Genomic DNA, 11,648 nt, shown 5'->3' with positions numbered 1-11,648 from the left:
ATCGCGACTGACTCCGTAACAATTTTTTCTGTTTAAGAGTGATAATTTCGGGAAAAAACCATGAAATACTTGATAACATGGCCAAACTTGTACTCCTCAATATTTTTCTCTGGCGACAATGAATTAGCCCTGCCCTAATGAGGGTCGTTGATGTATTCCAAAATCAAGGGCGGTGCTGACTTTTCCAGTAGTATAATAAAAATAACTGTGAGTTCATAAACTAGGCAGCTTGCATAATTCAGAAGACTCTTGTCGCAACAATCGAGAAGACCTGCCTTTTAAAGCTTTGACTATTTTGTGGATTGCCACATCACAGCCATGCTCTACCAATACATGAACATGGTCTGGAGCTATTTCTAATCCTTTGATTAACCAACCTTTTTCTGTGGTCACTTCCCATCAAATTTTGCCTAACCTGGTTTTAACTTCACCCGCTAAAAGCTTTTTGCGTCCTTGAGGTATCCAGACTAAATGGACATGAGCCAAACCGACAGAATGGTTGTTATGACGATATTCTTTTGAAAGATTTTTCATATTGATAAGTTGACATTTATCGGCATCTTGATGATCATAAAAATATGAGCAAAAAAAACAAAAAACATGGGATGTCAACAAGCTTTACTGCGAAAGAATCGAGGAACTTTGTAACTTATATGGGTTGCAATTTGTAGAACAATCAGGAGTCCTATACCTGGCAATCATCGTTTTTAGGCAATGATGCTCTGCCAAAATACGGTGAAAAACCCGATCACTGGGAACCATCAGGAAAGCGTATTAGGGGAGATTTATATCAATCTGCTTTGGGTTTTTTGATTAATTCCGACTGCAATGGTGCTGCAAACATTCTGACAAAAGTATCTCGAAGGCTTAAGCTCAACTTAAGTCAACTAAGTAGAGGCGCATTGACAACGTCTTTAAGAGTTCGATTTTGGGCTACTTAAGAATCTGCGTCTCTTTACAGCGCTTTTCAAATTGATGAACCACATCTTCACAAACAAAACTTTGTAGGGACGTTCCATCGAAAGTTCCTACTGTGGTCTACCCAAATGAAAACCGCTGTAGAGCGCAGAGTGTCAAGGGCCGTTGTAACCAAGATAGTATTAAAGAAATATTGGCCATTATAAAATACGACAACATATAACAGCGGTCAACGTAAATAATAGCCATAAATAACAAAGTGTAATCTAAAATATCAATAGGTAAGCCAAGTAAATATTCACTGTACTTATGAGGTTGACATATTTCCCCGCTTGCCCATAGCACAACATCGAGGGATGCTTCAACTTTCACAGGTAATCCTTGTTCATACACTAGGTGATGTCGCTCCCCTGTATTTTGATAATAATATTGGTCTCTATCTCGTACAACTTTCTCTGACTAAAGTTTGCGGGACTTCTCATTGTTTCTGTTAAAATGGTCAGTGGATTAATGTATAATTTAATTTTGAGTAAGTATTTATACTAAAAACTCAACTAGAATTGACATAAATGGAGGTTCTTACCAAGATTAAGGCCAAATTCACCGAATAAATTACAGTTAGACTAGGCAATTATTCTAGAAAGTAGGTACAGTAAACTATAAGCTAAGTTAAGATAAACCAAATATTTTTCTTTGCCCTGATAAAGCAATTTTTTGATGAGGAGATAACTAACTGATGACAAAGCTTGAAGCAATTTCTACCATAGATTCTCAAAGTGAAACTGACAAAACAATATTTGAAAGTGAAACTTACAAAGATGCCTACAGCCGAATCAATGCAATTGTCATTGAAGGAGAGCAAGAGGCATACGAAAATTATATAATTCTGGTTGAAATGCTACCAGACCACGAAGAGGAACTCAAGAACCTCTCCAAAATGGAAAATCGTCACAAAAAAGGCTTTCAAGCTTGTGGCCGAAATCTGAAGGTGACACCAGATATGGAATTTGCCAAAAGTTTTTTTGAGCCACTACATACAAACTTCCAAGAAGCAGCAAAAACAGGTAATTTAGTTACTTGTTTGCTAATTCAATCTCTAATTATTGAATGCTTTGCGATCGCAGCCTACAATATCTATATACCAGTTGCCGACCCCTTTGCTCGGAAAATTACTGAAGGTGTAGTCAAAGATGAATATACCCACCTCAACTTTGGCGAAGTATGGCTAAAAGAGCATTTTCAAGACTCCAAAGCTGAACTACAGAAAGCAAACCGCCAAAACTTACCCGTAGTATGGAAAATGTTGAACCAGGTGGAAAAAGATGCGAAGACCCTGGGAATGGAAAAAGATGCTTTGGTTGAAGACTTTATGATTGCTTATGGCGAAGCTTTGGACAATATTGGCTTTAAAACTGGAGAAATCATGCGTATGTCAGCTTATGGTCTAGCTGCCGTATAGTTAATTTCAATCAAAATGGAAATTAGGACGAGCAATGAGTAATGGCGTAGCATTTAACAAAAAACTTTTTCATAGTGAAAATATATAGTTGCCAACTGCCATATACCAATTTCTCTCTGATTTCCACACACCATCAACAATAACTAACTTACTAATAATACTTACAATTTAATGTTTGGTCTAATTGGTCATCTAACTAGCTTAGAACACGCCCAATCAGTAGCAAGGGATCTAGGGTATCCAGAATATGCAGATCAAGGTCTTGATTTCTGGTGTAGCGCTCCGCCTCAAATAGTCGATACAATTAAAGTAACAAGTATCACAGGTCAAAAAATTGAAGGCAAGTATGTAGAATCTTGTTTTCTACCGGAAATGCTAGCAGCTCGCCGAATCAAAGCAGCAACTCGCAAAATAATGAATGCTATGGCTCATGCTCAGAAGCATGGTATTGATATAACTGCTTTAGGGGGTTTCTCATCAATTATTTTTGAGAATTTTAATTTGCAAAAGTTTCAGCAAATCCGCAATATTACATTAGAATTTAAACGTTTTACTACTGGTAATACTCATACAGCCTATATTATCTGTAAGCAAGTAGAACAAGCTGCCCAAAAGTTAGGAATCGAATTGTCAAAAGCAACAGTTGCAGTATGCGGGGCAACTGGTGATATTGGTAGTGGAGTCTGTCGTTGGTTGAATACTCAAATAGAAGTGGCAGAATTATTATTGATAGCTCGCGAGCAAGAGCGGCTAAAAAATCTACAAGCGGAATTAGGACGAGGTAAAATTTTAGAATTAAATGCAGCTTTGCCTCTGGCGGATATTATAGTTTGGGTAGCTAGTATGCCAAAGGGTGTAGCAATTGATCCAAATGTTTTGAAGAAACCTTGTTTATTAATTGACGGTGGTTATCCAAAAAACATGGCGACTAAAGTTCAGCAAGAAGGAATCTATGTTCTTAATGGTGGAATAGTAGAACACTCTCTTGATATTGACTGGAAAATTATGAATATTGTCAATATGGATGTGCCTGGTCGTCAGTTGTTTGCCTGTTTTGCAGAGTCAATGCTATTGGAGTTTGAAAAGTTATATACTAATTTTTCTTGGGGGCGTAATTTAATTACTGTAGAAAAAATGGAACTAATTGGTCAGTTATCTGTCAAACATGGATTTAGCCCTCTAATGCTTTGAAGAATGCAGAAGAAATATTTAATTTATTAATTTAGGAACATTTGATTTTCTTCTAGTTCAAAAGTAAAAGAACATGGATAATTGATGTTTTGTGAACAATTAAATGAAGGGCGTTGCTAAATGAATGTATAATTTTTCTAGATTTTGAATTAAGTTTATAGCTTTCAGCGATCTATTCTTATCATACCCATAATCAAAAACGCCCTTTTTTAGTTTTACTTCCTCTCTCCAATACTATAATTAATCCCGAATTAATACAACGCCAAATTTTCACTGGAGCGATCACTACTATATTTCCGGAATTTCCTGATGGCATGAAGGATCTAACTAGAAGAACCTAGATAAGTTTATCCAATGTTTGGAGTGGGAAGATATGTCTAATAATTCTACATCAAAATTTCGTCCAAGAAAACATATTATTTCTCTTGGTTGGTTTAGCTTTATAATGATTAGTAGTTTTACTGGTTTAATTAGAGATGGAAATTTTGGGAGCTTACCAATAAATTTTTTAATTGGTAGTATTCCAGTGGCTATTGGTCATAATCTTGATATTCAGAATCAGAAAAAAGAGCAGAAATTGCTTTTAGCAGAACAGGAAAAACGTAAATTAAAACTAATGGTAGATTTAGCTGTGAGTCAAACCTTGCTGGAAAGAGCGGAAAATTTATAATATAGCAGAAGAAAGAATAAAGAAGGAAGAATAAAGAATAAAGAAGGAAGAGGGAAGAGGGAGGAAAGCTATTTATTGAGCAAGAAAAAAAACTGAAATTTCCTGTAGATATTCACCCTTGGGTTTACACAAACGATTGCCCTCAGACATGATATGACTTGAGAAAGGATAGGAGTTCCTCAAAGATAGTTAGTGAAGGTTTTCCATTTCCCTTACAGCGCTTTTCAGATAGATAAACTACATCGTCATAACCAAAATCCTGTAGGGGCTTTTTGGCCATTTACTAACGTAGAGCTGCCACTTTATATGTTGCGGAGCAAAACGCCCCTACTGTGGTTTATTGAAATGAAATGAAAAGCGCTGTAATTTAAAATCTGGATTTATAGTTGAGAGGATAAAATCTTAAATTAACTACTGTACCCTTACAACTATCAAAATTAATTTCAGCTTTCAATTGTTTAGAAATAATTTGTACTAATTTTAACCCTAAAGAAGAACTATTTTGCCAATCAAAACCAGGAGGAATACCAATACCATTATCTTTTATTGTAAAATAAACTTTTTCTTGTTGATCTTGATATAATTCAATACATATTTCTCCAGATTTATTATTAGGGAAAGCGTGTTTAAGTGAATTAGTCACCAATTCATTAATTAACAAACCACAAGGAATTGCAGTTTCTAAATTAAGAGCGATCGCTTCTACATGAATTATAGGTTTAATTTGACTTTCTCTGTCCCCGTAAGAACAAAACAAATTATCTATCAAAGCATGAATATATTCACTACCGACTAAACCAATTAATTCATCTCCAGAAACCATAGGAATGCACAACAAAGATTGAATTGATTGTGCTGACAATATTCGTTTTTCTCTGCTTGCTTCCAGAGGTAAATTGGAGACTAATGGTATATGTACGACCTCAAATTTATTCAGCTTTTCCATTATCCATGGTAAATAATCTATAAGAAAATTCTGTTGAACTTCAATTTTAGCTTCTGTTTTTGTAGCTCTCCATTGGTGAGTATTACTAACTTGAAGTCGATCGCTACTTATTAAAAACATATAACTACGATCTGCATCTATTAACTCACAAAGCTGTTTTAATGCTATCTGGATACTATTATTAATTTCATTAGGATTTAGCTTGATAAAGCTAGTAGAGATATTCGCAACGAGTTTTTCCAATTCTAGTTGTTGCTTGAGAGTTACTTCTGCTGCTTTGCGATCGCTAATATCTTTGTGAGTACCAATCATTCTCACTGGTTTACCTATTTCATCCCTGACTACAACTTTACCGTAAACTGCTATCCACTTCCATTCACCAGCTTTAGTTTGTAACCTATAGTCAAAAGCATAGATAAATGAACTATCTTCATAAGTGCAAATTTAAAGCATCCATCACCCAAACTTTATCCTCTGGGTGAATTAGCATTTCCCAAGAATTTACATTTTGAGGAATATCATCTGGATCGTAACCCAACATTTCTAACCATCGAACACTATAATAACATTTTCGGTAAAATTTGCTAAAGCTTCCACTACTTTTGGGCGGTCTTCTGGATAGATAGTATCTAGAAAAGAGTGGGGTGATTTGTATAACTCATCACGTTGATCACCCCATATTCTTTCATAACTAGGAGAAATATAAAAAATTTGATTGTTTTGAGGATCGTTTACCCAGAAAACGCTATCGATATTTTCTGCTAGTTGACTAAATATTTCTTGACTTTCTTGTAATGCTGCTTCTATTTCTTTGCGTTCGGTAATATTTAATATTAGACTTGTCGCTTTATAACTATAAAAAACTGCTAAACCCTTATCATGTAAGGATTTTAGTAATTACAATCGCAAAACGTCTGGAATTACTACTGTGTCTTAATTTGAGCGATTTTTTCCATCTATTTAGCGACAACTCTATTGTCCCGAAAAGTTGTATTACTTTACCTTCTTCATTAAAAATCGGTTTCCCTGTAATTGATATATATTTTTTTTAGCATCTGGGCATAAAATTCGTAGATCGAGTCGGTCGCTTTGGCTTTGATTAATGGCTAAATCAATTGCTTTTTGTATTACTGGCAAATCATCAGAATCAACTAATTTCAAATAATCTTCTATAGCTACAAAAGTCGATTTTTCCTGTATACCCAAAATTTTGTATACTTCTTCTGAGCATATTATTAGTTGCCATTGCCATCATAGTAAAGCGAAATGTAGAACCTCTATCTATTTCAGTTTCCACCCACATCTGGCCACCCATAGCCTCACTTAACCTTTTACTAATAGCTAATCCTAAACCTGTACCTTCATATAGCAATGTGCGCTGGCATATTTACACATTATTTTTTGTACACCTGTTCGCTTACTGCACTTTGAGCTGGACATTGTAAATACCTGAGCGCACATTGCTATAATTCCTGGTCATTGAAGCATCTATTTGACTAAAAGGTTTCAATAATCTTTCTAATCTATCTGTTGGAATTCCGATTCCTGTGTCTTTGACCGCAAATTCAATTTCGTATAGGTTGTCAACAGGTGTGGGATTTCTTTGGTAGTGCATCAGTAAAGTGTGGGAATGGTAATATGAACATTGTCCCTTAATAGTTGAAACGATGATGGAATGTCTTCTCTGTGGTGATCACAAAGTCCACAAGCACGGAAAAAACAGTTAATGTTGCCAACGGTACTATTGTCCCGAATGTCTACAAACTTTTCCTGCGGAATGCTGCGCAAACACGCTCTACTTTCCATACCCTACAGTATGGTCGGCAAATTGAACCAGAAAAAATGCGTATAGTTCTGCAAGCTGATGTTGAGGGTAGTAGTTTAAGAGGAATTAGCCGTACAGTAAATCTATCCTATAATACAGTAGTGAGCTTGGTGAGAGCTGCCTCTCAAAAAGGACAAATGATTCATAATCCTCATGTACGGGCATATCGAAACCTCACAAATCAGTGGAGATGAATTTTGGTATGAATGTCCAAAAAAAGCGAGTGCTAATTGGTGGGGTCTCCCCAGAATGTAAGACGCACTCAAGACACAAAAGCACTGCTAGTTGAATGAACTCAGAGCAGGTGATTGTTGGATCGGGATGACTCAAGCATCCTCAAGTGGATTGATTCTCACAGGGAGAGTTGGTAAGCATACTGACGAATTTATTGAAGAACTGATAGTTAATACAGAAGGTAAAACTAACTGTAGACAATGGCATACCGATGATTGGGGAGGATATGAACGAGCCGGTGCCTCCTGAAATTAAGCATATTATAGCGCTGTGCGCAGGCAACAGCTCATCTGGCAACAGCTCATCTGGGGGAATAAAAGACCGATAATACAAGACTTTTAGCTATTGGACACCTCTTGTAATTTGTAAATATGCCAGCGCACATTGCTATATCGGAAGAGACCAGACACAGCAATTAGAGCGAACGAATGGAATTGTCAGACAACACAATGGCCGATGGCATCGCACCCCAGAATAAATTTGCTAAGGTTTGGGAGCAGACATTAATAATAGTGAGATTAGCGTTCGCGGAGCGTGGCGGAGCGCCGTATCGCCTATTTCAATTGGATTTGGATTAATACTCGTAAGGGCAATACAGCAGCACAGAGGGCAGGTTTAGCGTTGGCGTAGCAAGTGTGGCAGCTATATCGCTCCTTGGAACTGGAATGACTTAATTACTTATCCCACGCTTTGCGCTCTGCACTACCAAATTCTCTCGAATTGTTGCCCCAAGAAACTGTATTGAATTCCACAGAGTTTAATGGGCTACTAAATAGATATTTACCATTGTTAGGGTCTCTCCAACGTAAACGTATTTTAGAAGCAGCAGCAATTGCTTTTTATCATCACCAAACTGACTGGCCAGTAATACAAACTCTCATCAGTGATGATGCACCTACCTTCAAGTTACTAACCGATAATTTGGCTTTGTGTTGGGTACATGAGGGACGACATTATAAAAAGTTAACTCCCTTAGTGGGACTTACAGAACTTTTAAGCCCAAATATAGCCCAAACTCTCTTTGTAAGAGGCAAATACGTCACGGTTATTAGTTAACCAATCAAAAAAACGGAAAGACATAGCTGTACGAAAAGCGTACCATTGCATCAGTAAATTTCTTCATTTGAGGTGGGTTTTTCCAACAATCATCAAACTGTCGGCACCACTTTTCAAAGCAAGGAGGCATTGCAGCAGGGGTTGTCTCTTTGATTGCTACCAAGTTCTCCGACGTAAAATCCTTGATTTAGAAGCATTATAGTCTAATTTTGGCAGTTAAGTTGTGTAAGTCCCATTAGTTGATTATCATCAACAACTGCTAGAGCAATTTTTGGATGATTTTTGGGATTATTACCGAGTAGACCTTGCTTATAGAGATGCTCCCACACTTTCAACTGCCAAAAGACTACGCTCTGAATTTTCTCGACTTTTCGCTACTCAGAGTGGTTACCAGCAGTTGGATCAACGAAAACGATTAACTGTTACCAAAATCTCGGAGTTGCTGTTGGTGTTAGAGCATCCAGAATTGCCATTACATAATAACCCGGCGGAGTCTCTTGCTAGGACTATGGTGAGGAGACGCAATATTAGTTATGGAACTCAGACTACTGAAGGGACTGCATCTTGGGATACTTTGATGTCCCTTGTTGCTACTACTCGTAAGTTAGGATTGAGCTTTTTTGAATATGTACGCGATATAGCTGCGACTAGGCTGCGCCAACGCATTTTGAGGACAGGGAATATTCCCTCTCTGGCAACTATTATTGGCTGATCGTTCCTGTTGTTAATTCCTTTGGCTGGTCTTGGCCTCCATAAATCATTACCTACCCCATCATATTGAGTGGATACCTATTGATTGATAATTTATTATTACGATTGGTTCAATTTTTTTTCTTTGTTTGTTGTTGGTTTTTCCAGTCTGCTAGTGCTTCTTGAGCAGATCCATAAGCTGGTGTTCCATAAGGAACTAATTCACCAGCCAAAATAGCTTCACTTAAGTTGTTATTTTTGGCTCGTACTTTAGCTATGCTAAAAATAGTATTACTCCACTGAGTAATCAATTTTTGAGCTTCTTCATATTTAGACTCACCAGGTAGAACTTTACGGGCATCATTAATTGCTTCAATATAAGATGAAGCTAGTCCGGGCTTAATCTTTTCCTTTGCAGCTTTGAGCAATGCTTCATTAAACCCTTCATTAGCTTTTTTTTGTTGAATTACTTGGGGTTGCCATTCAGCGATCGCTAACTGTGCTTCTTGATAAATTGGTCGGACATTCACAGGTACTAATTTAGCTGTATTAATTGCACCATCATAATCTCCTTTTAATGCTCGTCCACTAGCTATATCAAGAATAGTTAAACTCCAACGCTCTATTTGATTTTGTGCTTCAGGATAAAGCGGATCACTTTGAGAAATTTGGGCAGCTTTAATAATTGCTTTACTAAAACTAGAGGCCATAACTGAATCAAGTTCAGTTAGAGCTTCAGATAATATTAATTGATTTGCTGGAGTTTGACTTTCTTCTTGTTTTCCGCTATTTTCCTTAGCGATATCAGTTTTTTCTTGAGATTGACCTTCAGAAGAAGAGACCACAGGTAATGTTGATAAAGTTACTTCTGATGAGGCATCTTCCTCCATTTTTATATTAGGTACAGCCTCTATATCTACTACCTGTGTACCTGTAAATATAGATTTATTTGTCAAAAATACGCCTAATAAAAGTACTAGAAAAGTTAGACTACTTCCTACAATCAACTTTTGTAAAAAATATTGATCGGAATTAATGTTTTGAGAAATATTTTCAGACATTTCTGCTTTTATGTATATATTATTTTTGCTATTTGTTTGAGATTCAATGTTATGATTATGACTCTTATTACCATTCACCATATTTATTTTTTTAGTAATGTTTTTTAAGGGAGTTTTTACTGACTTTATAACTTGTTTTTCTGTTGTAGAAGCAATTAATGAATCAACAATTACACTTTCTTCTTCTTCTTCTTCTTCTTCCCTGGAGTTAGAATCATCGTAATTTTTTTGAGGTAAAATCATCTGATTCATTTTTTCAGAAGAATGTACCATTATTAGATGGTTTTGCTTTTGTTGTAGATACTGAGCAGATAATTCCGGTAAGCGATTACTTAAAAAACTATCTAACTCTTTTAGTGTTTTACATTTCCCATAACGTAACCCTTCTATAATAGCCGCTGTAAAAAATCCTAGACGTAGTGCAGAAGTTTCATAGGAAAACTGCTGTGGACAACATGACATTAACAGAGGTATTCCTAACTCTCTCGCTACTTCTGCTGCTTGAACACCAACTTGGTTGTCCATTTCCATTAAACGATTGTGGTTAACATCTAAAATCACCAAAACTTGTCCTGTAGGATATATTTTCAAAGTTTCTAGTAGCTTTTTTATTGATATTCCTGTAGTTTCGGGGTCTTGAGGATTACCATCAATTGGCATTATATAGTCTTGATTTTGATAAACAACACCATAACCACTAAAGAAATACCAGATAAAATTTTCCTTTTGCAATTGGTGTTGACAAAAGTCTTCTATCAGGTTTAGTAAATTTTCTTTACAAGGATAGGTTGGTTGTTCCCAAATTGGTAATAAATTACTGTCCGTTAATAATAGGCATTGTTCTGGTGAAAAATTTGTTTCGTTTAACAAAAAGCTATGCAGTGCTTCTGCATCTTGTTTAGCATAACTCAGAGGTTGAATAAACTCGTATTGATTTATACCAATAGCAATACAAGCATAATTTTTCATTTAACAACAATCCTGATACTTACATAAATTGCCTCTACCCTAGGATAACATTTATAGGCCATTACTATGATTATCTATTGTAAACCTTGTGGAGATGGCAGTAGCGGGGGGACAACTCAACTTGTTTGATTTGTTATCTAGCCCGAGAATCTATTTTTGCCTAGCGTTGCGTCACCACTTGCAAGAATCTCCCGTTATAATCGCCCTTATTTAAGGGTGAGAGTGTCAAGCCATTAATAAAAATATTCTACTATATGACGTTTCTTAGATTTAGTGAGGTACGCTTAACTTCTTCATTTGGCCTTAAATTTGAGATAACTCAGTTGCTACATACAAAACAAATATGTGGCATTAGTCCTTTCTCCTGTAAGTAAAAAGCAATAGTCCATAAAGTAATTTTAAAATGGACATTATTTCGCAGATATTTTTGAATCAAATATTTTTTGACAAATTTTTAAACATCAAAAGCCTCTCCAGATATGAGATGTAAGCATTGTTATCCAACTAAAAATAAAAAAAATTGAGAAAAGGGGTTGACATACCAAAGTTGAGTTGCTAGATTAGTAAATGCGCAGGGAGAGAGGCAAACACCTCCAACCAACGCCAGAACCTAGAAAACTCAATAGTTT

At 36.2% G+C, this 11,648-nt stretch carries 13 protein-coding genes and 3 pseudogenes; 8 read left to right on the top strand and 8 right to left on the bottom strand.

What is annotated here, in order from left to right; all coding sequences use genetic code 11:
* Positions 1–134 precede the first annotated feature (134 nt).
* Both tnpA and F6K06_RS34680 read right to left on the bottom strand, forming a co-directional pair.
* Positions 135–381: pseudogene (gene tnpA, locus F6K06_RS34685) on the bottom strand (IS200/IS605 family transposase); the annotation flags it as partial.
* 18 nt (positions 382–399) lie between these two features.
* The gene (locus tag F6K06_RS34680) at positions 400–534 is read right to left on the bottom strand and encodes a hypothetical protein (protein WP_375339358.1); all 135 of its coding nucleotides are present in this window, start codon (positions 532–534) and stop codon (positions 400–402) included.
* 1,120 nt (positions 535–1,654) lie between these two features.
* Here F6K06_RS34680 and F6K06_RS32200 point away from each other — a divergent pair.
* The 3 genes from F6K06_RS32200 (at position 1,655) to F6K06_RS32190 (ending at position 4,238) form a co-directional block, all read left to right on the top strand.
* The gene (locus F6K06_RS32200; protein WP_287244894.1) at positions 1,655–2,377 is read left to right on the top strand and encodes an aldehyde oxygenase (deformylating); all 723 of its coding nucleotides are present in this window, start codon (positions 1,655–1,657) and stop codon (positions 2,375–2,377) included.
* Between the two features lie 171 nt (positions 2,378–2,548).
* A complete protein-coding gene (locus tag F6K06_RS32195) occupies positions 2,549–3,568 on the top strand; it encodes a long-chain acyl-[acyl-carrier-protein] reductase (protein ID WP_124143832.1) in 1,020 nt (339 codons plus the stop codon).
* A 373-nt stretch (positions 3,569–3,941) separates the two neighbouring features.
* A complete protein-coding gene (locus F6K06_RS32190; protein WP_124143831.1) occupies positions 3,942–4,238 on the top strand; it encodes a hypothetical protein in 297 nt (98 codons plus the stop codon).
* A gap of 367 nt (positions 4,239–4,605) precedes the next feature.
* Here the strand turns inward: F6K06_RS32190 and F6K06_RS32185 are convergent, their stop codons facing one another.
* The 5 genes and pseudogenes from F6K06_RS32185 to F6K06_RS32170 all read right to left on the bottom strand — a co-directional run.
* On the bottom strand, positions 4,606–5,496 hold the full coding sequence (locus F6K06_RS32185) for an ATP-binding protein (RefSeq protein ID WP_287244890.1): 891 nt from the start codon (positions 5,494–5,496) through the stop codon (positions 4,606–4,608).
* Between the two features lie 118 nt (positions 5,497–5,614).
* The gene (locus tag F6K06_RS32180; RefSeq protein WP_287244888.1) at positions 5,615–5,725 is read right to left on the bottom strand and encodes a PAS domain-containing protein; all 111 of its coding nucleotides are present in this window, start codon (positions 5,723–5,725) and stop codon (positions 5,615–5,617) included.
* A 2-nt stretch (positions 5,726–5,727) separates the two neighbouring features.
* Positions 5,728–5,886, bottom strand: a complete 159-nt coding sequence (locus F6K06_RS34430) for a PAS domain-containing protein (protein ID WP_353734950.1) — start codon at positions 5,884–5,886, stop codon at positions 5,728–5,730.
* Positions 5,887–6,177: 291 nt separating this feature from the next.
* Entirely contained in the window at positions 6,178–6,345 is a 168-nt protein-coding gene (locus F6K06_RS32175; RefSeq protein WP_287244886.1) for a hypothetical protein, read from the bottom strand.
* A gap of 88 nt (positions 6,346–6,433) precedes the next feature.
* Positions 6,434–6,760, bottom strand: a pseudogene (locus F6K06_RS32170) (ATP-binding protein); the annotation flags it as partial.
* Positions 6,761–6,870: 110 nt separating this feature from the next.
* On the opposite strand from F6K06_RS32170, the gene F6K06_RS32165 reads away from it, so the two are divergent.
* The 5 genes and pseudogenes from F6K06_RS32165 to F6K06_RS32145 all read left to right on the top strand — a co-directional run bounded on the left by F6K06_RS32165 (position 6,871) and on the right by F6K06_RS32145 (position 9,011).
* A complete protein-coding gene (locus F6K06_RS32165) occupies positions 6,871–7,203 on the top strand; it encodes a hypothetical protein (RefSeq protein WP_287244883.1) in 333 nt (110 codons plus the stop codon).
* 91 nt (positions 7,204–7,294) lie between these two features.
* Complete coding sequence (locus F6K06_RS32160) at positions 7,295–7,492, top strand: hypothetical protein (RefSeq protein ID WP_287244880.1); 198 nt, start codon at positions 7,295–7,297, stop codon at positions 7,490–7,492.
* A 139-nt stretch (positions 7,493–7,631) separates the two neighbouring features.
* A pseudogene (locus F6K06_RS32155) lies at positions 7,632–7,988 on the top strand (hypothetical protein); the annotation flags it as partial.
* The gene (locus F6K06_RS32150; protein WP_287244896.1) at positions 7,934–8,299 is read left to right on the top strand and encodes a hypothetical protein; all 366 of its coding nucleotides are present in this window, start codon (positions 7,934–7,936) and stop codon (positions 8,297–8,299) included. The pseudogene F6K06_RS32155 and the gene F6K06_RS32150, both read left to right, overlap by 55 nt.
* A gap of 271 nt (positions 8,300–8,570) precedes the next feature.
* Positions 8,571–9,011: a hypothetical protein gene (locus F6K06_RS32145; protein WP_287244878.1), complete on the top strand. Its 441-nt coding sequence runs from the start codon at positions 8,571–8,573 to the stop codon at positions 9,009–9,011.
* Between the two features lie 109 nt (positions 9,012–9,120).
* On the opposite strand, the gene F6K06_RS32140 is transcribed toward F6K06_RS32145, so the two are convergent.
* Positions 9,121–11,019 (bottom strand): caspase family protein, encoded by a 1,899-nt coding sequence (locus F6K06_RS32140; RefSeq protein WP_287244876.1) that lies wholly within the window; start codon positions 11,017–11,019, stop codon positions 9,121–9,123.
* Positions 11,020–11,648 lie beyond the last annotated feature (629 nt).

This window comes from Okeania sp. SIO1H4 (assembly GCF_010672695.1).
Classification (GTDB): domain Bacteria; phylum Cyanobacteriota; class Cyanobacteriia; order Cyanobacteriales; family Microcoleaceae; genus Okeania; species Okeania hirsuta.
Note: the sequence above shows the minus strand (reverse complement) of the source record. Positions and strands in the feature narration are given on the sequence as shown.